General features: G+C 45.4%; 19 protein-coding genes. 12 read left to right on the top strand and 7 right to left on the bottom strand.

Going from position 1 to position 26,741, the window contains the following annotated elements; translation table 11 throughout:
• The 5 genes from ACMCM8_RS11455 (at position 1) to ACMCM8_RS11435 (ending at position 12,852) form a co-directional block, all read left to right on the top strand.
• Complete coding sequence (locus tag ACMCM8_RS11455) at positions 1 to 1,131, top strand: sodium ion-translocating decarboxylase subunit beta (protein WP_412722752.1); 1,131 nt, start codon at positions 1 to 3, stop codon at positions 1,129 to 1,131.
• Positions 1,132 to 1,444: 313 nt separating this feature from the next.
• Positions 1,445 to 2,185, top strand: coding sequence for an IclR family transcriptional regulator (locus ACMCM8_RS11450; RefSeq protein WP_412722751.1), 741 nt, complete (start codon positions 1,445 to 1,447; stop codon positions 2,183 to 2,185).
• A 7-nt stretch (positions 2,186 to 2,192) separates the two neighbouring features.
• Positions 2,193 to 3,500: a pectate lyase family protein gene (locus tag ACMCM8_RS11445; RefSeq protein ID WP_412722750.1), complete on the top strand. Its 1,308-nt coding sequence runs from the start codon at positions 2,193 to 2,195 to the stop codon at positions 3,498 to 3,500.
• A gap of 151 nt (positions 3,501 to 3,651) precedes the next feature.
• On the top strand, positions 3,652 to 6,612 hold the full coding sequence (locus ACMCM8_RS11440; protein ID WP_412722749.1) for a TonB-dependent receptor: 2,961 nt from the start codon (positions 3,652 to 3,654) through the stop codon (positions 6,610 to 6,612).
• Positions 6,613 to 6,708: 96 nt separating this feature from the next.
• Positions 6,709 to 12,852 carry a pectinesterase family protein gene (locus ACMCM8_RS11435; RefSeq protein ID WP_412722748.1) on the top strand — a complete coding sequence of 2,048 codons (6,144 nt, stop codon included), beginning with the start codon at positions 6,709 to 6,711 and terminating at the stop codon, positions 12,850 to 12,852.
• 76 nt (positions 12,853 to 12,928) lie between these two features.
• On the opposite strand, the gene ACMCM8_RS11430 is transcribed toward ACMCM8_RS11435, so the two are convergent.
• The 6 genes from ACMCM8_RS11430 to pspF are packed head-to-tail and all read right to left on the bottom strand — an operon-like array spanning position 12,929 to position 19,474.
• A complete protein-coding gene (locus ACMCM8_RS11430; RefSeq protein ID WP_412722747.1) occupies positions 12,929 to 13,732 on the bottom strand; it encodes an ATP-binding cassette domain-containing protein in 804 nt (267 codons plus the stop codon).
• Positions 13,732 to 14,727: a peptide ABC transporter ATP-binding protein gene (locus ACMCM8_RS11425; RefSeq protein WP_412722746.1), complete on the bottom strand. Its 996-nt coding sequence runs from the start codon at positions 14,725 to 14,727 to the stop codon at positions 13,732 to 13,734. Before ACMCM8_RS11425 ends, ACMCM8_RS11430 begins: the two co-directional genes overlap by 1 nt.
• 1 nt (position 14,728) lies before the next feature.
• Positions 14,729 to 15,622: an ABC transporter permease subunit gene (locus ACMCM8_RS11420; RefSeq protein ID WP_412722745.1), complete on the bottom strand. Its 894-nt coding sequence runs from the start codon at positions 15,620 to 15,622 to the stop codon at positions 14,729 to 14,731.
• Positions 15,609 to 16,640, bottom strand: a complete 1,032-nt coding sequence (locus ACMCM8_RS11415; protein WP_412722744.1) for an ABC transporter permease subunit — start codon at positions 16,638 to 16,640, stop codon at positions 15,609 to 15,611. The genes ACMCM8_RS11420 and ACMCM8_RS11415 overlap by 14 nt, the downstream gene beginning before the upstream one ends.
• Positions 16,637 to 18,361: an ABC transporter substrate-binding protein gene (locus ACMCM8_RS11410; protein ID WP_412722743.1), complete on the bottom strand. Its 1,725-nt coding sequence runs from the start codon at positions 18,359 to 18,361 to the stop codon at positions 16,637 to 16,639. Before ACMCM8_RS11410 ends, ACMCM8_RS11415 begins: the two co-directional genes overlap by 4 nt.
• Before the next feature lie 3 nt (positions 18,362 to 18,364).
• The gene (pspF, locus tag ACMCM8_RS11405) at positions 18,365 to 19,474 is read right to left on the bottom strand and encodes a phage shock protein operon transcriptional activator (protein WP_412722742.1); all 1,110 of its coding nucleotides are present in this window, start codon (positions 19,472 to 19,474) and stop codon (positions 18,365 to 18,367) included.
• A gap of 219 nt (positions 19,475 to 19,693) precedes the next feature.
• Between pspF and pspA the strand changes: the two genes are divergently transcribed.
• The 7 genes from pspA to maiA all read left to right on the top strand — a co-directional run bounded on the left by pspA (position 19,694) and on the right by maiA (position 26,101).
• Positions 19,694 to 20,377 carry a phage shock protein PspA gene (gene pspA / locus ACMCM8_RS11400; protein ID WP_412722741.1) on the top strand — a complete coding sequence of 228 codons (684 nt, stop codon included), beginning with the start codon at positions 19,694 to 19,696 and terminating at the stop codon, positions 20,375 to 20,377.
• A gap of 72 nt (positions 20,378 to 20,449) precedes the next feature.
• On the top strand, positions 20,450 to 20,689 hold the full coding sequence (gene pspB, locus ACMCM8_RS11395) for an envelope stress response membrane protein PspB (RefSeq protein ID WP_412722740.1): 240 nt from the start codon (positions 20,450 to 20,452) through the stop codon (positions 20,687 to 20,689).
• Positions 20,686 to 21,132: an envelope stress response membrane protein PspC gene (gene pspC / locus ACMCM8_RS11390; RefSeq protein ID WP_412722739.1), complete on the top strand. Its 447-nt coding sequence runs from the start codon at positions 20,686 to 20,688 to the stop codon at positions 21,130 to 21,132. Before pspB ends, pspC begins: the two co-directional genes overlap by 4 nt.
• Positions 21,133 to 21,326: 194 nt before the next feature.
• Positions 21,327 to 22,127: a phenylalanine 4-monooxygenase gene (gene phhA / locus ACMCM8_RS11385; protein ID WP_412722738.1), complete on the top strand. Its 801-nt coding sequence runs from the start codon at positions 21,327 to 21,329 to the stop codon at positions 22,125 to 22,127.
• A 361-nt stretch (positions 22,128 to 22,488) separates the two neighbouring features.
• A complete protein-coding gene (gene tyrR, locus ACMCM8_RS11380) occupies positions 22,489 to 24,045 on the top strand; it encodes a transcriptional regulator TyrR (RefSeq protein ID WP_412722737.1) in 1,557 nt (518 codons plus the stop codon).
• Positions 24,046 to 24,334: 289 nt separating this feature from the next.
• Positions 24,335 to 25,345, top strand: coding sequence for a fumarylacetoacetate hydrolase family protein (locus ACMCM8_RS11375; RefSeq protein ID WP_412722736.1), 1,011 nt, complete (start codon positions 24,335 to 24,337; stop codon positions 25,343 to 25,345).
• Between the two features lie 102 nt (positions 25,346 to 25,447).
• Positions 25,448 to 26,101, top strand: a complete 654-nt coding sequence (gene maiA / locus ACMCM8_RS11370; RefSeq protein ID WP_412722735.1) for a maleylacetoacetate isomerase — start codon at positions 25,448 to 25,450, stop codon at positions 26,099 to 26,101.
• Positions 26,102 to 26,265: 164 nt separating this feature from the next.
• Here maiA and ACMCM8_RS11365 read toward each other — a convergent pair whose 3' ends face one another.
• Positions 26,266 to 26,733: an Lrp/AsnC family transcriptional regulator gene (locus ACMCM8_RS11365; protein WP_412722734.1), complete on the bottom strand. Its 468-nt coding sequence runs from the start codon at positions 26,731 to 26,733 to the stop codon at positions 26,266 to 26,268.
• Positions 26,734 to 26,741 lie beyond the last annotated feature (8 nt).

Here is a 26,741-nt window from a genome sequence, read left to right as displayed (position 1 = left end):
ATGGATAAATTAATGGTGCTTTGGGATAGCACAGCATTAGCGCATTTCGAAGTAGGCCAGTTGGTCATGATGGCAGTAGGTTTTGGCTTGCTGTATCTTGCGATTGTTAAGAAATTTGAGCCGCTTCTATTATTTCCCATTGGGTTTGGAGCGCTGCTGACTAATATACCCGTAGCCGGTTTTTCCGAAGCAGGCGGCCTGCTTTATTATATTTACAAAATTGGTATTGATACGGGCGTGTTCCCACTTCTCATTTTTATGGGAGTTGGGGCGATGACAGATTTCAGTGCCTTAATTGCTAATCCTAAAATGCTATTACTTGGTGCCGCCGCCCAATTTGGTATTTTTGCTACCTTATTTGGCGCTATAGCACTTAATCTTATTCCGGGTTTTGAGTTTACTTTAAAAGATGCCAGTGCTATTGCGATTATAGGCGGGGCTGATGGCCCAACCGCAATATTCCTTGCCTCACGGCTTGCGCCAGATTTGCTCGGCGCGATAGCAGTGGCGGCCTATTCATACATGGCGTTAGTTCCCATAATTCAACCACCCATTATGAAAGCATTAACAACACCTGCTGAACGGGAAATTAAAATGGGGCAATTGCGGTTCGTGTCTCAACGGGAGAAAATCATTTTTCCGTTAGCTGTGTTGTTTATGACTATCTTGTTTTTACCCGCCGCGACTCCTCTTGTCGGGATGTTTTGTTTCGGTAATCTGATGAAAGAATGCGGTGTTGTGGACAGATTGAGTAAAACGGCACAGAACGAATTGATTAATATCGTGACGATTTTCCTGGGGCTGGCGGTAGGCTCAAAGCTCTCGGCTGATAAGTTTCTCACAGTGGAAACATTGGGAATATTAGGACTTGGCGCCATTGCTTTTGCCATTGGTACTGCCGCAGGTGTGTTAATGGCCAAGCTCATGAGTAGACTGTCTGGTGGCACCATTAACCCGTTGATAGGTGCTGCGGGTGTATCTGCTGTGCCAATGGCTGCGCGAGTTGTAAACAAAGTGGGTTTAGAAGCGAACCCACATAACTTTCTACTTATGCATGCAATGGGGCCCAATGTCGCCGGAGTACTTGGCAGCGCGGTGGCGGCAGGCATTTTACTCGCCTTAGTAGGTTGATGCTCATTAATTAACCATCACATTGAATCAGTGGCCATAGCCGCGTAAGGGCGGCTACACCTTGTTAAATCCCACAGTCTTTCGGCGTTGGAGCATCCGTTCAGTGGGCAATACCCGATGGTTTTTTTCTGCAAAACAAACCGTTACTTTCATCAGACTCCAGTTTAAGTTGACTTTTATTTACACATCTCTGTATTCTGTGTAACAAAATGTGCCACCGGTGGCATTGCGGGGCAATTGGTAGTAGACTTTATCGATAATTCGTTAAATGGGTGTTGAGTACTCAATGTGTTCTGTTAGGAGCCCTGATAGTATGGATCGTTATATTATTCCAAGTGTTTTTCAGGCTATACAGCTTTGTGAAATTCTAGCAACGTCCGATGATGGGCTTCGGGCTACGGATATCGAGCACGCTTTAAATGTACCTCGAACGACTGTTTTTCGACTGCTCAGAACACTTGTTGGCGAGCGTGTTATTGAGAAAAAGGGCACGCGCTACGTTTATGGTCGAAGAGTATATGAAGTTAACGCAACTGATTTAAACCGTCGCAAAGCGCAAAAGGAAATGACTTTACCTCTTGCAGCGCTTATTAAAGGTAGCCAATGCAGTGCGTTAATTTGTATTCCCAGTGAGCGTTGTGCGCTGACGGTGGACGTCATCGATGCATCTCCGGCGAATTTATGTCCTATTCGAGCAGGAACGCACTTGTCTCTGTTTGATAGTGCCCCAGGTCAAATCGTGCTGGCTTATTTACCTCGTTTAACGGTTGATAGACCAGTGGGTAGTGAAGTTGATGTAACACTCTCAGCCAAAGCACTTAAGTTGCGAGCCGATGTGTGTGCTCGGGGCTACGCAATAACCCATTGCGACAAGCGAAACGACAGCTTGCTTGCGGTTCCTGTATTTTCAGGCGATGGAGAGTTCGCCTCTATATTGTCGCTGTACTTTTCTGAGAAACTGTCAGATGTAAATCAAATAGCACACTGGAGCCAAAAGCTGAGAGCGGTGGCATGTCTTCCAACAAGTTTGTCTGAACAACAAAAACTGAAGTAATTCGACTATGCATATACGTAATCTGGTTTTGGCGCTGTTTTTCATTTCTAATTTGTTACCAGTAGTTGGTCTTCACGCGGAAACGCTAGCGTTTCCCGGTGCGTTGGGATTTGGAAAATACACCCAGGGAGGTAACAAGGGAAAGGTACTTATTGTTGACAGCTTGGAAGACACCAGCAAAAGGCATAAAGGCACATTGCGGTGGGCAGTCAATCAACCCTATCCACGCCTCGTCGTATTTAATGTTTCAGGTGTGATAAAGCTAACAAGACCACTGGACATTAGCCACGACAACATCACAATTGCCGGGCAAACTTCCCCTAAGGGGATAGTTATTAGCGGTGCGCAAACAAGAGTAAGTGCTAACCAAGTTATTCTTCGTTTTCTGCGTTTTCGCCCCGGTAATACCGAGGGGGAAAGCGATGCGCTGTTTATCCGAAATCAGCGCGATATTATTGTCGATCATTGTTCTTTCAGTTGGGCAAACGACGAGGTGGGATCGTTTTACAGTAACACTCGGTTTACTTTGCAAAATAGTATCTTGTCAGAAAGTTTAAACAAAGCAGGGCATAGTAAAGGCAGCCATGGTTATGGTGGTATCTGGGGAGGAAGCTTTGCGAGTTTTGTACAAAATGTGTTGGTGAGTCACACCAGTAGGAACCCCCGTATTAACGGTTGGCGTTTGAACCCTCCCTATGTGCAGAGCAACGAGTTTGTCGATATACGCAATAATGTCATTGCTAATTGGGGGAAAAATTCCAGCTACGGCGGAGAGGGTGGCCGTGCAAACTTCGTCGATAATTATTTTAAACCGGGGCCTGCAACAGAAAAGCGTCGTTTTTTTCAGTTATGGCCTCTGGATAATACACCCACTTTATTACATGTCAGTGGTAATGTGATGCACGGCGATGATGCCATGACCGACAATAACTTGTTGGGCATTGATGTCAAAAATATGAAGCGGGACAATCCGTCTTTTGAGGTCATATTGTCGAAATCTATTCCACCACAGCCATATCAGCAGGAAGCACTTGCTGCATTAGGCGATCCAATACTTTCCGCGAAAGATGCGTGGGAAAAGCTCGTGATTAATGGGGAGGTGGGAGCGACCAGAGCGCGTTTGCTTGCCGCTTTGGATCCTGTTGACCAGCGAGTTATTTCACATGTTCGTACAGGCAACTATGTGGAAGACGGCATTATAGATGCTGTTGAAGAAGTGACACAGTGGTCAGACTATGCGCGGTATTTCCAGACTACACAACAATTTTCCTATCCTGAAACTGACGACATATGGCGTATATGGTCAGATCTTTAATTAAAAATAAGTTTCATATTTAAATAATTTGTTAACTTACTGTTAAAAGTTGTGTGATTTTCATTCTTTTGTGTGCATAATGCCACCGGTGGCACATTTGCTGGGGTTTACCGGATCGTGTCATTTAAAATAACAAAAGGAGCGGAAATACATGCATATTTTCAAATGGACGACGCTGGCACTCGCTGTGGCTACAGCGTTTACCAGCGCTGCACAAACCAATGAGACGGTACAAACACCCCCGAATAATGCTACAGCGGAAGCGCAGTCACAAGGCACTGAAGGTAGCAGTGAAGAGCTAGAAGTCATTGAAGTCAAAGGCGTTAAGCAAGCTGATTTAAAAGCCAGAGACTTAGAGCGAATGAAAAACGGATTTAGCTCTGTTATTTCCACCGATGATCTTGGTAACTTTGTCGATCAAAATGTCGCTGAGTCATTGCGCCGCTTACCTGGTGTAACGTTGCAACGTTCCGAAGGTGAAGGTAAATACGTTACGGTCAGGGGACTTGGGCCGGGCTTCGTTTCGGTCAATATGAATGGTTCGCAAATGTCTGGCGCAGGTGATGAGCGCAAGGTGGGCTTAGATGCACTTCCTTCAGATTTGCTAGGCACCATAGAAGTACTTAAAACGTTAACGCCTGATCAAAACTTAAATTCAATAGGCGGTACGGTAAATGTTAAGGCTATATCCGCGTTTGATCGCGGTAAGAATACCCTTAAATTGCGTGTACAAGACGCTTATTCAGAAGCTAGAGAAGCCCATTCGCCTCGTTTTAGCTTTGACGGCACACACTTTTTCAATGATCAAAAATTGGGAATAGGTTTTGCTATTTCTCACGAAGACAGAAAAACCCAGATTGATGAAGTACGCCATCACAGCACCAATGAAATGAAATTTTATCGTGCCGACTTAGGAAAAACGGACGAAGAAATCGCCGCCGGTGATGAAATACTGGCGCCGGCACAGCTTGAGCAACGCCGCGAAATTGCAGGACGTACACGACAAGCAGCGGCGCTTAATATCGAATATAAACCCGATGCCGACAATTACTACTATGCAAAGGGCACTTACACACAGTTTGACGACGACGATTTAGCCCTACGTGAATTCTACGACTTTCAAGATGCAGGATCGGTGGGAAGTGGGGAAATAGTCTACGTAAATGGGCAGACTAAAGAGTTTGTCTTAAGTGATATCGATGTTTTTCATCAGCAATTCATTCAAGAAAGCGAAAATAAAACCGTCACGTTTAGTATTGGTGGTGAAAATCGCTTTGCAGAGCGGTTCGTGCTTGACTATGAGTATGCAAGTTCGCGCTCAGAAGAGGATTCTCGGGGCGATAGACGGGTTCAATTCAGAGAGCGTGATCTGATTGTTTACGGGCAAGGTCTTCGCGATACAATCAACGCGCGTATTATGAGTCCTGAAGAGGCGGCGTCGTTAGCCGGCCTAACTTATGACCCTGACAATAGCATATTTGGTACCTCAGGAAGTGGCGATGGTTCCGACTTATCAAACTTTGTGTTTGATAATCTTTTTCTTGAAGATGGTGTACGGACTGACGAAATTCAGACCTTTAATTTAAACCTTCGCGCCGATGTGATGAATGATTGGCTCAATTATGTCAAGGTGGGGGCACAAATTACCGAGCGTGATCACATTCGTGACAAAGACCGTTGGAGCTTTGATCCTTCCGCCAGCGATTGTAACGGTGATCAGGCGTGTATCGATGCAGTCAACTCAAGTTTGGCTGACTATATGTCGAATATTCCTGCGGACAGCCAATTTCAGTTACCGTTTGAAAGTCGTGCCACGGTAGATAGCATTGTTGATGTCACTCGTCAGACTGTCACGCCCGCTACTAATGGTGAAGTCTCCATCGAAAGTACCAAAAACGACTATACCATTGTAGAAGACACCAAAGCCGTTTACGCCATGGCAGAGTTTCCCATTGGCTTAGACGCGACCTTGATCACTGGTGTACGTTGGGTGGAAACCGAATTTTCCTCAACGGGGTTCATGTCATTAGAAAATGATGACTTTGAATTTAATGGTGCCGGACAAGGTAGTTTAGACATTGCCATTCCGTTGCCGGAAGCATCAATTACTTATAGTGAGTTCTTTCCAAGTGCGCACCTCAAATGGGAGATGTCAGAAGACATCTTGGTACGCGCAGCGGCTTGGACCAGTTTTACGCGCCCATCTTTTAATCAAGCACGTGGCTACGCTATTTTTGATGCCGATATCGAACTATGTCCACCGGGGTCTGACAATTGTGATGATAGCCAGGGCGGCGCAACCATTCAGCAACTTAGCCAATACGTTCTGGGGTCGAATAACGCGCTGGATGTAGGTAACCCCAACTTACTTGCCATGACGTCCATCAACTATGATGCCTCAATTGGTTGGTACCCCAGCGAAAACCTGTTTATGGAAGCGGCGGTATTCTACAAAGACATCGATAACTTCATTGTTGATGTCAACGGTATTGGTATGTCTATTGCGGATTTACCGCTGACGCTACCGACCAACCAGGTTACGGAATTTGTTATCCCGCAAGATCTCTTCTTAAACGAAATAAACACCACAATAAATGGTGACAAAGCCACGGTTTATGGGGTCGAGCTAAGCTATAACCAATATTTTGACAACGGTTTCTTTATTCAAAGTAACGCTACCATTTTGGACAGTGAAGCCACGTTAGATGAAACCATCCGTCAGGGAAAGGTCGCATTACCAGACCAAGCCGATACCACGTTTAATTTAGTTATTGGCTGGGAAAGTAAGACCTTTTCAGCGCGTTTCATAGGTAATGTTCGCTCGGATATTCTCGAAGAGATTGGTGGTTGTCCTATTACTGCAGAATTAACCGACGTGAAAACCTGTAAAACCTGGGCAGACCAATATCAGGCTGAGGTGAAAAGCTTAGACTTTAAAGTTCAGTACGATGTGACGGAAAACGTCCAGCTTTATTTTGATGCAATTAACCTGACTGAAGCAGCAGATTTACGCTATTTCGTAGGTAATGAGTTGAGCGGAGGCAATGTGCTTTATCAGAAAGAAGAGTACGGTCGTAGCTATCAACTTGGTGTCAACGTCAAATTCTATTAATTGCCCGTGCTGGAGGTTTCTCCAGCAACTGCTTGTATAAGCTGACGCGGACAATAAATAGATGTGCGCGCAGCTTCCAAAAGGAGGTTGAGTAAAATGAAACACTCAAAAATTGCTGCTATTGTTGGCGGCATACTACTGATGACAGGGTGCGGCGAAAAAAGCAGCACCAATGTGAAGTTACCCCCAGACCCGGCGCTTACCGGGGTATTTGTTGACAGTCCGGTAAGTGGCTTAAATTATCATTCCGATTCAGTTGCATCGGGTCAGACTGACGGGAATGGCGAGTTCACGTATTTTCGCGGCGAGCAGCTTTCCTTCTCAATTGGTGAGCTAGATTTCCCAGACGTGCCAGCATCCAGTGTTATTTCGCCATTGGATTTATTTCAAACTGATAATGCCTTTCATCAATCCGTAATCAATACTGTCAGGTTATTACAATCACTGGATACCGATGGCGATGCTTCCAATGGAATAACCATTGGTGCCGATGCACACAACGTCGCCATGGCTGCGCTGGATGAAGGTCAATCCATTGAAGACTTTTTCAACCAGTCCGACGCGGATTTTGCTGCCGATGTCGAAGTATGGCTTAACGCTGCGGGGGGCGCTACCAGTACATTAGTTGATAAAGCCTCGGCAATTACTCACTTTGTGGATTATCTGGAAAGTGAGTTGGGTACCCTGTTTCCTAATACCTTCGATGTGGATAGGTTTGTTGGTGACGTCTATGCACCTGCTTTGGTGGGACGAGACGTAGTGGAGTCGACGTATAACTTCTCACCTGCTGACGAAAATAACTTATCGGGTAGCTTTAGTGTGGTTTCAGGTGAATCTGCCTCAGATGGCACCTATCACTTTGCGTTTGGCCGCAAGGTACTGGTATTAACATATAGTGATAAAACACAGTACTTGATTTCACGTGCTTTCAATACGGTTAACGAGGTGTACAGCTTGTGCTCGACTTCAGTTAATGCAGAGCAAACTACGCCTGTCGCGTTAATGGTGGAAGCCTGTTTGGCAGCAGAAGACCCTCAGAATTCAGTATTAGCTTTTACACAAGCGCAGGCTGAGGCTGAAACCACACGGCTACAAGAGCTGGCAAGTGCAGTGCCCGCAGCGCTTGAAGAGAATTTTGATACGGATACTGACACGTTCTTTTCGTCATCGTACAAACGATTAAGTGACGCGCCTGATGCCGGTCCTCTTTATCTGGTTACCGGCGGCAGCCCTTTAATAGATGCATCAACCGGCCAATTAACGCTAGAAGGGGATCGCTTCACGATTGGTAATGCCGCGGTAAACCCCTCGGCAAACACATCAGGCAACGATACGGTTGGCACTGGTATTTATAATATTAGCGAAGGCTTTACCATCAGCTTTGATGTTGTTTCAACTGGCAGTGCAGGATCTTTTTCTCTGTATGTAGACAACAATACCACTAGCCAGGGTAACTCGGTGCACGGCGCAGCGTCTAAATTTATTAGTATAAATTTAGGGGATGGTGAGCTTGTTGCAGGCACGCGCTATTCATACACCTATGTCCCAGGTGATGATATTGCTGGGGGGGATCCAACGGCCCCTGATGCAAAAATTTTAGACACCAGTATTACCAACAGCTTCTTCCAATTGCGCACCGACTCAAGTGGTTCTATTACGCTGGATAACTTGCGAATAGACACCGTAGCCGGCGCAGTAGAGCCACCAGAGCCAGTTGACCCTGAGCCTGACCCAGACCCAGTCGACCCTCCTACTATTCCCAGCACGGGACTGCCTGTTCAATACAGCTTTGCAGGGGTGAGTGAAGATGTCTTTTCAACCAACTTCGCTGCTATAGAAAATGCAGCGGGTGAGTCTGTGGCGATGTTCACCATAACTGGCGGCTCTGTCACCCAAGTTGAAACAGGAATTCAGCTTGACGGTGGTCGTTTTACTATGGGGAATACCGAGCCGGATGTTACCAGTTCGCCAGACGATACGTCGTCTACCGGTGCGCTTGACTTAAGCCGTCCTTACAACGTGATATTTGATGTTATTTCCGCAGAGGACAGTGAAGGCAATAACAAATTTCAAATTTATGTCGACAATAATACTTCAGGCAGTGCGAATTCTTACTTAGGCAGTGACTCGCGCTTTTTCAACGAATTGGTATTGGATTTAGTACCCGGTACGACTTATACCGTGCCAGGCACAGTTGCCAGTAAAAATTCGTACCTGCAATTTCGCACTGAAAGCGGCTCTATAGTCGTTATAGACAACATTCGTGTTGAATATATACAGGCCAATGTGCTGCTTGAAGAGCAGTTTGAAACTGACCGGGATACTTTTTTCAGTGCTGAATATAAAGATGTTGACGCTAGTGGTACTACGCCTTTTTACAGTGTGACAGGGGGCGGTTCTGGCCTTACCATCACTGACGGTGAGCTTGCCATTAGCAGTGCGCGTTTCTCACTGGGAAATACCACGCCTGATATCGATACCTCTGGTGACGATACGTCGACCTCAGGGAGCCTCGATTTAAGCCGAGAATATACCATTAGCATGGATATCGTTTCCGTGAGTGATGAGGAAGGCAACAACAACTTCATCATTTACGCTGACAATAATACCAGCAGTAGTAGCAAATCCATCCATGGCGGAGATTCGAAATTCTATAGTGAAGCGATTACTTCGTTAACCCCAGGACAACGCCTGACGATTGAAGGCTTTGTTGCAACGCCAACATCATTTTTGCAACTTCGCACCGAAAGCGGGGGCACGGTGGTTATTGATAATCTGACCATTACCTATGACGGTGACCCGGTAGATCCCAGTGTGTTTAGCTGCAGCAATGAAACAGCCCTTTACTATTGCGCTGACTTTGCCGACGGTTCAATGGACGATTTTGACTTGCTGGCTAATGATGCAGGTTCAAATGGCCCTCAAGGGAGTTTTGATATTCTCGACGATGAGGGAAATAACGTACTTCGTTATACCGCAGGTGGTGAAGGTGGTGAGATATTCTTGCTGAAGTCAGCCGCTTTGGCCAATGTGCCAGACAATGGTAATTATTTTGTCGAAGCGCGCATCCGGCCTCGTCAAAACAGTACCACACGTAATAAACAAATTTTCCTGCTTGGTCGTTACGACAGTGCCGGAAATTGGTTTGGTGGTGGTTTGAACGTTCAAAATTCTACAGCGAGCACCCAGGTTGAAATTGCGGTGAGTGAAGCTGGCAGTATCTCACGACCTGTTCAGAAAAAATCACCCATCGAGCTTGGTGAAAAAGACGGCGTTGACGGTATCTGGTATCGCGTGCGACTGGAGATGATTGACGATGTTCTCACTGTTTACTTCAACGGTGAGAACATGGGCAGCACAACGCAGGGAACGTATACTGCCAAGGGACTGATTGGGATGTTCACCAACAATCGTTCGTTTGAAATTGACGATATCAAAGTGGGCGATCCGTCAGTCAAACCTGTTCAACTGACACTCGACTACACAGCATCAATCTGGGAAACAAGCACTAGCAGTGAGCCGCTGTATGTCTATGTGACAGCGACCCAAAGTGACGGGGTAACAGAAGACACCTTCACTGTAAGCAGCAGCAACGACGCTATTGTTTCGGTAAGTCAAGATGGCCCATTAGTTACGCTAACCCCGTTAGCAGAAGGCAATGCTGACGTCCTATTTACGTCGGGATCTGATCCTACGTTGTTCAAAACCATAGCAGTATCGGTACAAGAAGGCTTCACTATGCCTACAAGTACGTATGGCGATTTGCTAGGCAAAACCCAACCGTTTTCCGGTACTCAGAATGCCTTTGTGGATACTACCCTTCGTCTGACGCTAGATGGTGAACCGAGCATGGGCGACGTAGGAGAAGTCCGTATTTACCGTGCTGACGACGATACGCTGGTGGATGTCCTTTCTCTGGGCTCAGACACAGATGCCATCGGCTATCGCAATCAGGCGCGTCAGCGCCATGTGAATTACCGTCCTATCCAGCTAGAGGGGAACACCCTTGTGATTAAACCGCACACCAATGCCCTTGACTACGGGCAGCGTTATTACGTTGCAATCGGTGATTCAGTGGTGACCAACGCCACACTAAATGGTCAAGCGTTTGATGGTCTGGGCAAAACGTCAAATTGGACTTTTACTACGCGCGAAGCCATGCCATCAGGTAATGAAGTAGTGGTTGATGACGACGGCGAAGCTGACTTTAGAACGGTACAGGGCGCCCTTAATTACGTCATGCAAAATGTCGCTGCGGACACTGAAGCTACTATCACCATTCGCGACGGTCAATATGAAGAGCTACTGTTCCTGCGCGACAACAACAATGTCACCCTGCAAGGTGAAAGCCGTGAAAATACTGTGGTCTACTACGACAATTTTGAAAGCTTTAATAGCGGGAGTGGAAAAAGCGAAGCAAGCGGTGGCTCACCTGCAGGTGGTCGAAGTGTGTTCTTGGTTGAAGGCGTTGATGCACTTACCTTAACTAACTTTACGTTAAAAAATGCCCACATACGCAGTAATGCGTACTCCAATCAGGCAGAAACCATTTACTTTAACAGTGACAATGGTCGTCTAACGGCGACCAACATGAACTTTATTAGTGAACAAGATACCTTGTTGTTAAAAGGCTTCAGCTGGTTTTATGAGTCTTTGATTGCCGGTAACGTTGACTTTATCTGGGGATATGTCAACACCGCACTGTTTGAAAATAGTGAAATACGCACCATTGGCGATTCTAAAAATGGCGATCCAAATGAAGATACCGAAGGAGGATATATTCTGCAGGCACGGGTCCCCGATATTAGCTATAAAGGTTTTATCTTCCTTAATAATCGCTTTACCAACGGACCAGGCCCATTGGGTAATGGTGTACTGGATAACTCTACGTACATTGCAAGAAGCGGTGGAAGCAGCAGTTATTTTGACAATATTACATTGATTAATAACCGCTTCGATACGCATATCGCAGATATTGGTTGGGCAGGAGAGGGCGTGCGCAGTCAGCCTGCACCTAACCCAGCTACGCCTACAGCAAGTGCGGGGTGGCGAGAGTACGGCAGTATGGATATGGACGGTAATCCGCTAAATCTCGATGCCCGTGAATCCGTCTATATCTTGTCAGATGGCGAAGTCACAGCGCTGACCTCTCGTGAAAGTATTTTCGCCCACTATGACAATGGAGCGGGTTGGGTGCCCACGGTACCTGAACTGTCAGTGATTACCGGGGTTGATACTGAGGCGTCAAGTGGTTTTGCACAGTATAACTACACCCTAACGGGGGGCGCAGGGGGTAATCTAGTTACCGTTAATACCGGTGAAGCACTCCAAGCTGCTTTGGATAGTGCGAAAGCGTCAAATACCCCCGTGACTATATACGTAGACGGTACAATTACCGATGCCAATAACGGCGGTACAGGTGCGCCTATCGAAATTAAGGATATGAATGACGTGTCTATCATCGGAGTAGCCGATAGAGGTGAGCTTGATGGCATTGGTATTCTTATTCGTCGTGCAAACAATATCATTGTGCGCAATCTTAAAATCCATCATGTGTTGACGTCGGGTAAAGATGCGATTTCCATTGAGGGCGACAATGACGGTTCTACGACGAGCAATATCTGGGTTGACCACAACGAGTTGTACAGCACCCTGTCGGTGGATAAGGATTTTTACGACGGTCTTATCGACAGTAAACGGGGCGCGCGAAATATCACTATCTCTTACAACTACTTGCACGATCACTGGAAAGCGTCATTACACGGGCACACCGAAGATGATACAGACAGTGAAAATACTGACCGCTTAATTACTTTCCATCACAATAGGTTTGAAAGTATTGAGTCCAGACTGCCTTTATTCCGCTATGGGAACGGGCACTTGTACAACAACTACTACAACAACATTTCTTCTACGGGCATTAATGCACGCCAGGGAGCCGAGTTGCAAATTAACAACAATGTCTTTGAGCATACCCAAAACCCTATCGTCTCTTTTTATTCGGACGTGATTGGTTATTGGAATACCTCAGGCAACATTTTTGGTGAAGGTGTAACGTGGACAACCCCAGAAGGAACTGACGTGGTAGCGGGTCCCGATGCTATTGCTACTTCCAGCTACGAAGTGCCCTATGACTATGTGTTATTGCCAGCGAATAAAGTTAAGCAACATGTCATTAATCACGCAGGTGTAGGTAAGATTTCGCAGGACGTGTCTTCCATTCCGTCACTATCTAATTAAGGTAAATAAACGGGTACAAAGAAAGGGCTACATTGGTAGCCCTTTTCATTTTTCGGTTATATCGCAGCGCAATAGATTAACGAATGGTGTGAAGGGGAACCAGTGACTGATAAGCTGTCACCAGCTTTTTCGTTCTGACGTGCTGGGGCCAGCGAAAAATGGTTTCAGTTTTGCCTTCTTCGACAATTTCGCCGTTTTCCATCACTATCACTCTGTCGGCGATGTGGCGCACTATACCCAAGTTGTGGCTGATAAAAATAAACGCCAGGCCCAATTCCTGTTGTAATGCCAATATTAAATTAACGGTTTGAGAGCGTATTGAAGGATCTAGGGCGGCAAAAGGTTCATCTGCGACTAACACTTTGGGCTTTAGTACAATGGCTCTAGCCAGTGCTACACGTTGCTGTTGACCATCAGAGAGCATATGGCGATAAAAGTAGTAATGTTCGCGCAGCAAACCTACTTTCACCAGCATGTCCTCTATTATGGGCTTGCGCTGTGCTTCTGATAAATCTGTATTTAGGCGAAGGGGCTCGTCAAGTATTTTACCTACAGGTACAGCGGGGTTCATCGCTTCACTACTGTGCTGTAAAATCATACGAATATCATGGGTGCGATTCTGCTGACTATCTTTTGATTTGTATTTCGCTAGATACTTGTGTTCGTTTATTTCAATTTCACCGGCATCCGCGGGAATTGCGCCCACCAACAACTTGGCCAATAAGGATTTACCCGAACGGTTTTCGCCAATGATGGCAATAGTTTCGCCACGTTTAACATTTAAGTCTACAGGGCCGAGTTGAAACACTTCAGGTCGCTTTAACCAGCGCTTTTTTTCATTGTGAATAAAAGTAAGCTGCTTGACTTGCATGATATCCATTACAGCTTCTCCACATGTAAGGGGTAGTGGCAGCTGTAACTGTGATCGTGAATTCGACGTACTGCTGGCGTTTGTACACACGCGCGCTGTGCACGAGGGCACCGCGGTCCTAACCGACAGCCTATAGGAAGGTGTTGGAGCGTGGGAATAGAGCCTCCCAAAGTCGGTAAATGTGACTTTGGCGGTAAATCTTTTCTAAAGCTTGGGGCACTGTCCAATAGTGCCTTAGTGTAAGGGTGCAGAGGGCGCTTTTTTATGTGCTTCATCTTACCCGATTCGACGGTTTGCCCTGCGTATAATACTGTCATTGAGTGAGACATACTGGCAATGGCTAGTAAGTCGTGGCTAACAAATAAAATCGACAATGACCGTGTTTGATTAAGTCGAGTGAATAACTTTAGGATCTGCGTTTTAGTAGTTGGTTCCATGCCGCGAGTAGGATCATCAGCAATGAGCAGTTTAGGTTGTGACACTAATGCCATAGCAATCATGAATTTCTGCCCAATATCCGCAGGGATTTGATGTGGGAAGGCACTTAAGTAATGTTTGTGATGCTTAATACCCACTTTGTGAACCGTACTGATAGCAATTTTTTTGCGCTGTTGGGCCCGTTGCCAAAACCAGTTACCCTCAACAAATTCATCGGGAATACTTTCTTCAAGCTGTTCGCCTAATGTGGCTGACGGGTCAAGACTGGCTTGGGGGTTCTGAAATACTACGGCAATTTCGCGACGCATTACTTCTCGTCGTTGTTGCGTTGACATACTCAATAGGTTTTCACCGTTCCAGCTCATTCTATCAGCGGTTAAATGCCATTGTGCCGGTAAAGCGCCACAAATGGCTGATACTATTAAGCTTTTCCCTGAACCTGATTCACCTACGAGTGCGCGGATCTCGCCACTGCTGACTGACAGATTAACTTTATCTAACGCTTTTATGGTGCCTTCACTGCTGGCCATTTCGAGGGTTAGATTCTTAATATCAAGCATTGGCATTTTAGTGACTCACTCTTTTTCGCAAGGCAGAACGCAGGCCATCACCCACAATATTTATGGCAAGCACTAAAAAGAATATAGCCATACCTGGCACAGCTACATTCCACGGAGCTAAATAGGCCACATCCAGACCGTCAGCAAGGATAACGCCAAGCTCGGGCAGAGGGGACTGGGCACCTAGATTTAAAAAGCCCAATGCAGATATGTCTATAACAGCAATGGATAGCGCTAAGGTACCTTGTACTACCAGCATTTCATTCATATTCGGTAAGATGGAATGGACAAAAAGTTGCCATTTATTCGCGCCGTCCAGTTTAGAGGCGATAATGTATTCTTTCTTCATTTCTGAGCGCACAAAACTTCGCGTATGGTGCACAAACTGTGGAATAAGGGCTAACGTAATCGCCCACATACTGTTGACGAGGCCTGTACCTAAAATGGCGACGATAATAATTGCAATTAGCAAGGTTGGAATGGCCATTAAGGCATCTAATAAGTGATTGATAATGCTAGAGCGTACTCCTCTCAACATGCCGGCAAATGTACCCAAACTCAATCCTACCAACATGGCTAATACAACAGTGATAAATGCCGAGCCCAAGGTGACTCGACACCCATACACAATACGGGAGAACAAATCTCTTCCTAATGCGTCAGTGCCAAAAAAATGTGAAATAGAGCCATTTGCCATCCAGCTTGGAGGGATCAGCAAACCATCAATATTTTGCTCTACCGCGTCATAAGGGGTAATGAATGGCGCGAATAGGGCACATACCACAAAAAACAGCAGCATAACCAGCCCCACCATGGCAATGTGACTGTCTTTAAACGCCGCCCATGTTCGTTGCCATGGAGACGGATGGAATTCTTCGTCGTAAAGGCTAAACTGTGGCACGTTCGTACTTCTCTCTGCTTGGATCAATCAACCGATTGAACAAATCGACTAAGATGGTTAGGGTTATTACCAAGGTAGATACCGCCATCATTCCTATGCGCAAGGCAGGGTAGTCTCGCTGGTATATGGCTTGAATCAACCAGTTACCAATACCCGGCCATGAAAATAGTGTTTCAACGATCATTGCGTTTGTAATGAGCGTTGTAATTTGAATGGCCATTAACGGTAAAATAGGCAACAAGGCATTGCGCAGAACATGGCGGAAGAATATTTGCCAGCTAGACAGCCCTCGCGAAACCGCTGCCGCAATATAGGGGCGGTGTTTGACGTCAATTACCGAGCGTCGAGTAATACGTATCATTGAGGCTGTGGTTATGGCGCCAATTGCGAAGGTAGGCAGCGCTAAATGGGAAAGGGCATCCTTAAACGCAAGGGATTTATTATTTAAATCACTGAGTAAAATATCAATTAAGACAAAACCAGTTACTGGTTCAATGTCATATAGTAAGCTGATACGGCCAGAAAGTGGCGCGGAGTCCAGTTGAATACTAAACACCAAGATCAGCAGCAGCGCAAACCAAAATACGGGAAACGAATAGGTTGTGATGCTGGCGCTGTTGATAATATGGTCTGACGTTGAATAACAGCGAATACCCGCATAATAACCCAAAGGAATGCCAATAAATAATGCCATCAACATGGCATAGGTGGCCAGTTCGATGGTGGCAGGCATGGCAATACCCACTTCCTCACGAAGAGAAAGTCCAGAGGTAAAACTATATCCCCATTCGCCAGTGAGGAGATTATTTACATAGTAAACGAACTGAACGACATAAGCGCGATCAAGCTTAAACTGACGCTCTAACGCTTCTCGTTGAATCTCGTTTTGTGGCACGATCCCCGTTAGGTTCTCCAACGTGTCACCCGGAAACAGGTACGCCAAAGAGAATGACATCACCGCAAGTACCAACAGCGTGAGAAGTAATAGGGTGCAGTATCTAATAAGAATTTGTATCACAGTGTCTTTTCAACTCCACCGAAGCGAACACCACCAAACGGGTTAATCGTCATATTTTCCAGTTCCCGGCGATAGGCTTGATAGCGATACGCATGAGCGATAGGAATAAGGGGTAAACGCTCGTATAGTAGACGATTTACTTGTTGATAAATCGCGCTTCTTTCGTCAATGTCATCGGTCTGCAACGCTTCGTTGAGTAATCTGTCATAATCCTCGTCGCACCACATTGCACGGTTTGTTCCTGAAGGTATCGCGCCACAACTTAATAAGGGGCGATAAAAGTTATCAGGATCACCATTATCGGCTGACCAGCCTATTAATACGGAGTCGTGTAAACCTTCCCTAAGGTGCCGTCTAAAAGTAGCCCAATCATAGCTGACAATGGTGGCTTCTACACCCACGTCACGTAGATAACGCTGAATAAGTTCAGCCATTTTAGTGGCATTGGGGTTATAAGCACGCTCTACAGGCATAGCCCAGATGGTCATTGAAAAGCCTGACTCTACACCAGCGTCAGCCAGTAATTTGCGTGCTAAAACAGGGTTGTACGCTGTATCATCGGCATCATTCTGGAATGCCCAACTCGCTGCGGGGAGTAAGGTTTTGGCCCTTGTGGCACTATCAAAATAAACCGCCTCCAATAATGTGTTTTTATCTATTGCAGCACCAAGCGCTCGGCGAACATCGGGATTATCAAAGGGGGCGCGTTGAGTATTAAAGGCCCAAAAGCCAATATTGAGGCCGGGTTTTTCCGCTAAAACCAAATCATCTCTCGCGCGAATAACTTCTAGCTCGGTTTGGGCTGGAAACGCGGTGGCATCACATTCGCCAGTCATTAGTTTTGCAAGACGCAAAGAGCTTCGTGGCGTGATGTCGTAGATAAGTTGTTCTACTGGGCTGGTGGAAAACTGAGCGTGAGCATATCCCTCTGCTGCTTCATCGACCACAATTTCATTTTCATCTAGGTCTAGTTCTTCCTGTAATAGCGGGGTATGTTCATTATCCGCACGCCAATAATTTTTGTGGCGTAGGTATTTAATAAAATGGTCTTTGCGGTAACTATCAAATTTAAACGGACCTGTACCTATGGGAAGGTGGTCAATTTTGCTGGGCGTTCCCCGTTCAGTGAGTGTGGCAGCATATTCTTCTGAAAGCATTACAGCGAAGTCAGTGGCTAGATTCGCTAAGAATGAGCTATCCCTGCGCTTTAGTGTGATTTCTACTCGATAGCCATTAATTCGCGCTACAGATGCAATATTATGCGCAAGCCCTATACTCTCAAAATAGGGGTATCGCCCCCCTGAAATATAGTGATAGGGGTGAGAGCGCAAGCGCCAGCGGTTGATACTAAAAATGACGTCATCCGCGTTAAAGTTGCGGGTAGGTTCAAAATATTCGGTTGTATGAAATGCAACGTCTTTGCGAAGCTGAAACGCATAGGTTAAGCCATCTTCACTTACCCACCAACTGCTCGCCAAACTCGGCACGATACGACCTGAATCTGGATCGAAATCTAACAGTCTGTCATATAGTTGATGCGACGATGCATCGGCCGTGGTACTTGATGTATCAAGTTGTGGATTAAAGGTGACAGGATTACTTTCAGAACAGTAAATAATGCCAGTACTATAAAACGCATGTTTATTCTGCTTTTGGCACGCGGCCAAGCAAAGCACCGTGAAAATACACAATGCAAAACGTTTCACAGGACTGTTATACATGCTTTACGCCTCGACGCTTTCAGCGGATGAATCTAATAAATTATACTTTTTGAGGTAGCCGCGCAGTTGATGGTAAGTCAAGCTCAACTTCTCTGCCGTTTTCTTTTGATTGAACTGACTATCGGCAAGTGCCTGTTTTATCATATCTATCTCATATTGTTGAGAGCGTTCTTTCAAATCAATGGGATAATCTACATTTTCAGGTATATCGCTTTGCTTAACAGTGATTGACTCGACATTCGATGCAGGATCAAGTGGTGTCGTAATGACAGTAGGCGGCGTATTGTCGTTGCTAACTCTGTCGTTAGTTTTTACTCGCCCAGTAGGTCGAAACGCTGATTCAAATGGGTCGAGAACAATCTCATGAACTGGCAAATGAGGATTGTTAGTACGATATACGGCACGTTCAACCACGTTTTTAAGCTCTCGAATATTACCCGGCCAATCGTAATCGAGCAGTATTCGCTTGGCTTTTTCCGTAAAGCCACTGAACAGTTCCATCTCCATTTCTCTAGCCATATTGATTGCAAAGTGCTCTGCCAGCATCATAATATCTTCCCGTCTCTCGCGAAGGGGGGGAATGGTGATAACATCAAACGCTAGTCTGTCTAGTAGATCGGCGCGAAACTCTCCTGCTTCGGCAAGTGTGGGAAGGTCTTCGTTGGTCGCGGCAATCAATCTCACGTCAGTTTTCACTGATTTACTGCCACCCACCCGTTCAAATTCTCCGTATTCTACAACCCGCAATAATTTCTCTTGAATGAGTCCTGAAGTATTCGCCAGTTCATCGAGAAAGAGCGTGCCATTATGTGCAACTTCGAATCGCCCTTCACGGCGTTTAGAGGCACCGGTAAAAGCCCCTGCTTCATAGCCGAACAGTTCACTTTCTAACAGACTTTCGCTCAATGCAGCGCAATTGAGCTTTACATAATTTTGATCCCAGCGCTTAGATAAGAAGTGTAAGCGCGCGGCAATAAGCTCTTTACCTGTGCCTCGTTCACCGATGACCAATACGGGTTTGTCTAACGGTGCTATTTGTGAGATCTGCTCTAGCACTTCTAAAAAACTGTTTGCTTGTCCTAGCAAATTATCTTGCTGCCGATACCTACTCATTAAATCCCTCAAATATTAGTCATTTCGACCAATTAATAGTGTAGAACAAAAAAAGTAGATAGACGAGCATTATTTGAAAATGGAAAAAGTATATTCTTTTCAGTTGATTACGAACGTTTGCAGGTTGGCAAGCATATTGTATATATAACTACCAAGAGTAACCGTGTTTATCAAATAGGTTGGTTGTTACCACCACATTTTTAGCAAGAGGTAATTAATATGGGTATCTTCTCGCGTTTTACAGATATTGTGAATTCGAACATTAATGCGCTTTTAGATAAAGCGGAAGATCCTGAGAAAATGGTTAGATTAATCATTCAGGAAATGGAAGACACGCTAGTAGAGGTGCGTTCAGCATCGGCGAAAACACTGGCTAACAAAAAAGATATAGCTAACCAAATTGCTAAGCACGAAAGCGATGCAAGAGATTGGGAATCAAAAGCTGAGTTGGCGTTAAGCAAAGATCGCGAAGACTTAGCTCGCGCAGCATTACAGGAAAAGAAAAAGTCAGCTGAAGCCGCTGAGGCGTTAAGTAAAGAGCTTGCGCTAGTTGATGAACAGATTAGTAAGCTTCAGGACGAAATTGGTCAGCTTCAGGAAAAGCTCGCCGATGCCAAAAATCGTCAGAAAGCAATTATCATGCGTCAAAAGACAGCGAGTTCGCGTTTAGAGGTGAAAAAGACCCTAGATAGCAGTAAAGTAGATAATGCGATGGGGCGCTTTGAGCAATACGAGCGCAAAATTGACGATTTAGAGTCGCAGGTTGATGCTTACGATTTAGGCAAGAAAACACTTCATGATGAGTTTGCTGAACTCGAAGCCAGCGATAAAGTTGAAGATGAATTGGCTGCGCTAAAAGCAAAAGTCAAAGGTGCAAAAAGCAGCACCGAAAAAGCAGAATAATAAGAAATATCGCGCTGCCTCACCTAAGCTTGGGTGAGGCAGACAAAATCAGGGTTTGTTGGAGAATGTGATATGGATGAAGGTATCATTGGAATATTGGTTGCACCGATAATTGTATTTACTGTTTTTGTCGCGCCAATTTGGTTAATTCTGCATTACCGAAGCAAAAAACAAGTTAGCCAGGGCTTAAGTGCTGAAGATCATGCATCACTGCAAATGCTTGCAGAGCAAGCTGAAAAAATGAGTGAACGGATAGAAACCCTAGAAGCCATTTTAGACAGCGAGGCACCTGAGTGGAGGAATAGAGCATGAGAAATGGCAAACAGCTCTATCGCGACCCAGAAAATAAACGCATCGCAGGTGTGTGTGCAGGGCTAGCAGAATATTTTGGGTTAGAAACCTGGTTAGTAAGAATATTGGTAGTGACGGGTTTTTTTCTACTCGCTGGCCCATTTATGCTTGTAGCCTACGTAGCGGCGTGGTTTATTCTGGACAAAAAACCAAGTGGACTGGAAGCGACGTCACCTAAAGTGGTGTATTCAAAAGGAAAGGGATGGAGAAACCCAAATGGTGGGCAGGTAAAAGATCCTAAAGTGGAAGTGAAAACAAAAGTGTGGCAAGCCGGAGAGCCACCTAAGCAAGCATTTCACGATATAAGAAACCAATTTGAAAAAGCTGAAGCCCGACTTCGCAAAATGGAAACGTATGTCACTTCTAGAGAGTATCAGCTAAATAAAGAAATTAGCCGACTATGATCCAACCCAACTAACCGCTAAAGGCCGCTTATTTGGAGCGGCTTTTTTCTTTCAAAATCATATAGATTTAACCTTGATGTAAAATTCGTGTTACAGCAAAGTGAAATGTCTCAGCGAGGCGGACGCTTTCCCCAATTGGGAATTTCATTAGACTATGGAGTAAGTTTATTACCCCACTATTGGTTTGTGAAGTTATGCCAAAATCAACACAGTATCAGTCCAGAGAGTCTGATCAAAACGGCTATATTGCGTGGTCACAAGAAGAAGATAAAATTTGGTCTGAATTGTATGCACGTCAGCTGCCGCTAGTGAAGGAAAGGGCATGTCAGGAATATTTGGATGGCCTTTCCTTACTGGGGTTAAGTCAAGATAAAATCCCTCAACTTCCTGACATTAATCGCGTGTTAATGGAAAAAACAGGGTGGCAAACTGCCGAAGTACCTGCGCTGATAAACTTTGGAGAATTTTTCCGTTTGCTGGCGAATAAGCAGTTTCCAGTGGCGACATTTATTCGAACCCGTGAGGAGTTTGATTATTTGCAAGAGCCAGATATTTTTCATGAAGTGTTTGGCCATTGTCCTCTTCTTACCAACCCCGCATTCGCGCATTTTACGCATACATATGGAAAGTTAGGCCTGGCTGCGAGTAAAGAAGACCGGGTTTATTTAGCCCGTTTGTATTGGTTTACTGTCGAATTTGGTTTGGTAAAGGCCAATGATGAACTGAAAATATATGGCGGCGGTATATTGTCATCACCCGGTGAAACCCTATACGCGTTGGACAGCAGCGAGCCAAAGCGCGAACCGTTAACCGCACTTGATGCATTACGCACGCCTTATCGCATCGATATAATGCAGCCCTTGTACTACATTTTGCCAGAGTTTAACCACCTGTTTGAACTGGCTGAAATGGACATTATGGCGCTGGTTGAGCAAGCAAAATCGTTGGGTTTGTTCTCCCCTTTGTTTCCGCCAAAGGAAAAGAAAGCAAGTTAGATAGTCACTTATGTCCTGTGTGATATAACAATATGTGGTAAAGACGGGTCATCTGCGCAATAGGCTATTCAACAGCCTATTGCCGGGTGGGTACATCCCATCTGGCATACTGGCATAGCACTTTTGCATCTGATCAGAGATTTATCATCTACAAATAAGCACACAGCCAAACGTTGTTTTAATTAAGCAAAAAATGCTCGGTGAGTTTATCTTTTCCTCAATTCATTATCGCTTAGAGGTAAGGCTTATCCCGGTAATGCCACTCACCGCAGTTTTCCTTCACAACAGCAATTATAATGTTATGTTTTTGTAAAAGTGTGATATGCTGTACAAATATGTTTACAACTAATTATCACACCCTATGCGATTAGAAATCAGCTGTCAGGACCGTCTGGGTATCACTCAGGACGTATTAGACATTCTTGTTAATAAGGAAATCGATCTGCGCGGTATTGAAATTGATCCCGCAGGCAAAATTTTCCTTAACTTCCCCAATATAGAGTTTGCCGATTTCCAACATCTCATGCCGCAGATACGTCGAATTGATGGTATTGACGATGTTAAAACCACGCTATTCATGCCTGGCGAGCGAGAAAAGAACCAACTTTCTGCCATTTTACGCACCTTGCCCGATCCCGTTTTCTCCATTGATGCAAAAGGCAATATTTTATTGTGCAATGAGGCAGTAAGCGCTGGGCTGGAAGTCGCTAGTGGTGAGATTGAAGGCACCGAAATCAGCGAAGTGGTCAAAGGCTTTAATTTTAATAAATGGATGGAAGGACGCGCCCCAGGTCCGCAAACCGCGAAGGTCAAATTTATACAGCAAGATTACTTGGCAGATATGCTGCCTATAACGGTGCCTGATGGTGACGATAATAAAATCATGGCAGGTGCCGTGGTTATTCTGAAATCAGAGATGAGGCTGGGACAGCAGTTTACGGCCTTTCACCAGTCACCGACCGATAGCTTTGACCGATTTGTAACCCAATCTCCTATGATGAAACGTGTGGTTCATGAAGCGAAACGGGTGGCTGATCTCGATGCACCTATTTTGATCTTCGGGGAAACCGGTACGGGCAAAGAAATGATCGCCCGAGCTTGTCATCAGTCAAGCCGCAGAAGCGAAGGGGCATTTTTAGCTTTAAATTGTGCTTCACTGCCAGACAGTGTGGCAGAAACTGAGCTTTTCGGTTATGCCGCAGGGGCGTTTAATCAGCCAAATGCAAAAGTCGGGCTGCTTGAACAAGCCAAAGGTGGCACGCTGTTACTTGATGAAATTGCCGACATGTCATCTCAGCTTCAGGCCAAATTATTACGAGTACTGGAAGACGGCGAATTCAGGCGAGTAGGGGACTCGGCGCCGGTTAAAGTCGATGTGCGGTTTATTTGTACGACCTGTCGAGACCTAGGTCAATTGGTAGAAGAAGGGCGATTTAGAAAAGAACTTTACTATCGCCTCAATGTATTGAGCTTAGTTATGCCTTCGTTGAAAGAGCGTCGACAAGACATCGTACCGCTGGCTGAGGCATTTATTGTACAACACAGTACAAAGTTGGGAAGAAGGCCTGCTAAGCTCAGTAAATCCTGTGTGGACTTTTTACAACAATATCCCTGGCCGGGTAATGTGAGGCAATTGCAAAACGCTCTTTATCGCGCACTGTCGTTATTGGATGGGAAAGAGATAACCAAAGAAGACATTCAATTACCTAGCTGTGCCCCCAGCGTAACGTATATTGACGAGAATTTTGACGGCACTCTCGATGAAGAAGTGAAGAAGTTTGAAAAAGATTTGCTCAAACGATTGTATCCTTTCTACCCCAGCACTCGGCAGCTGGCTAAGAAATTGGGATTGAGTCATACCGCGATTGCCAACAAGCTAAGAGAATATGGAATAAACAAAGCGACCGTGAAGCTTTGATGTCTGCTTTTACTTGTGGCTAGTGAAAGTTTGCAGGGCCGGGCGTGTTGCGTTTGATTTACACCGCGCTTGGCTCTAGCGAATTCAGTACGTAGACAGTTATCACTGGTGTCACGGCGTACACCCTTTCTTACAGCCAACAAAAACTTCCTTTGTATCAGACTTCTCAATACCTATTCTCTAATGGCATAAATAAGGGTAAGCAATAACGACCGCATGCTCTGCCTTGCCCATTTATATACAAACAAAGGCAGCACAGCGGGTTGTACTCTATATCGAGGAAAGATGAATGAAACTTGCAACTTATAAAAATGAAACCCGTGACGGATGCTTAATGCTGGTATCTAGAGACCTTTCCCGGGCTTGCAGCGCACAAGATATCGCGAAGACCATGCAAGATGCACTGGATAATTGGCAAGAACTCGCCCCACAGTTACAAATGCGCTATCAACAACTGAATGACAATCAGTGTGAGAGTGTTACGTTTGACCCCACCCGATGTGAGTCTCCGTTGCCACGCGCCTATCAGTGGGCCGACGGCAGTGCTTACGTTAATCATGTAGAGTTAGTAAGAAAAGCCCGTGGTGCTGAGATGCCCGAAAGCTTTTGGACTGACCCTTTGATGTATCAGGGGGGATCTGACGATTTTGTTGGTCCCCATGATGATATTATTCTGCCCAGTGACGATTGGGGAATCGATTTCGAAGGTGAAGTTGCAGTGGTTACCGATGACGTGCCAATGGCCTGTTCTGCGCAACAAGCCGCTGAACGCATTCGCCTGATCATGTTGGTGAATGACGTTTCACTGCGTGGCTTAATTCCCGGTGAACTGGCCAAAGGATTTGGTTTCTTTCAATCAAAGCCAGCCTCAAGTTTTTCACCAGTAGCAATTACGCCTGACGAATTAGGTGAAGCGTGGAAAGACAATAAAGTACATTTGCCTCTTCGCTCTACTTACAACGGCGAACTTTTTGGAAAACCTCAAGCGGGTCAGGATATGACGTTTGATTTTGGCCAATTGGTTGCCCATGCTGCGAAAAGCCGCAATTTAGGGGCTGGCGCGATAATTGGCTCAGGTACTGTGTCCAATAAACAAGGTACTGAGCACGGTTCATCTATTGCTGAAGGCGGCGTAGGTTATTCTTGCATCGCTGAAGTGAGAATGATTGAAACTATTCGCGACGGCAAACCTGCAACGCCATTTATGCAGTTTGGCGATCGCATTCGCATTGAGATGCTAGACGAAGATGGTAATAGCATATTCGGTGCGATTGAACAGCAAGTTAAACCGTTAAACTAAACTATCGCTTGAGAGTGCTCGAGTACAATCTAAAGGGTGCGGCTAAGATTAACACATTAACGTCGCACGTAATGCGTTGGGTAAACAAGGCGTGATATCAGTATGAGTATCAAACTTTATGGCTATTGGCGGTCGACCGCGTCGTATCGGGTTAGAATTGCATTAAATCTCAAAGGGGTGGAGTATGACTATGTGCCTGTACACCTAGTGAATAATGGGGGAGAGCAGCACAAAGAGAGTTATACCCGCATAAACCCGTCTCATCTTGTGCCCACATTGGTGGATGAAGACGAAGACATTATTTTAAATCAGTCGTTGTCTATCATTGAATACTTAGATGAGCGTTATGATAGTGACTACCAATTGATACCCGAGCACACCACTGAGCGAGCACGTGTTAGGGCGCTCGCGCAAGATATTGCCTGCGATATACAACCGCTTGGAAACCTTCGCGTGCTCAACGCGTTAAAGGGAAGCTTTGATGCGGATCAGGAAGCCGTTGTAAAGTGGGCTGCAAAGTGGATACGGCTTGGCTTTGACGGTATTGAAAAACGCTTACAGACACAAGCGGGAAAATACTGTTTTGACTTTGACGTTACCATGGCTGACATCTGCTTGGTTCCCCAAGTATACAATGCACGGCGTTTTAATGTAGATATGTCGGCATACCCACTGATAAGTAAAATTGCCGATAATTGTAATGCGCTAGAGGCCTTTTCTCGAGCAACGCCTGAAAATCAAATCGATGCGAATTGATCAGGTTAATCCGCGCTAAGTACAGTATTTGAAGGGTCATTGATATGACCCTTTTTTATGGTGTGTTGTGCTTCGGTGTATAAATTTTGGTTTAAATAGAAGCCGTTTAATTGCGTAACAGGCCCAGTGCACACAGCGGAATAGTCAATATACGCTAACGCGCCCTATTGGCGTTTGATAGGAAGTTCTGTGGTATTTTTTACCTGTTTTAGCGCAAAGGTTGAGCTTAAGTGATCAACCAGAGGCAAGTGGGTCAATTTTGTTTTAAGCAAGAATTCGTACTCTTCAATACTTTCAACAATGACTTTCAACAAGTAATCTTTTTCACCACTTGTGGTATGGCACTCTACAATTTCATCAATATTTTGAACGGCATTTTCAAAATCGGTAAGTGAGTCACCGTCGTGATTCTTAAGCGTGACGTAAATAAACACAGATACGCCTAAGTTTAATTTTTTGCTGTTTAGCAACGTCACCTTTCTGAGTATAATGCCGTCGGCTTCCATGCGTTTTACGCGACGCCAGCAAGGGGTGTGAGATAGTCCTACTCGTTGGCTTAGGTCCGCCATTGATACCGTGGCGTCTTGCTGGAGAACCCGCAAAATCTCCCGGTCAAATTTATCCAATTTCATGAACACTG

Source organism: Alteromonas sp. D210916BOD_24 (assembly GCF_047159385.1).
Lineage (GTDB): Bacteria > Pseudomonadota > Gammaproteobacteria > Enterobacterales > Alteromonadaceae > Alteromonas.
Note: the sequence above shows the minus strand (reverse complement) of the source record. Positions and strands in the feature narration are given on the sequence as shown.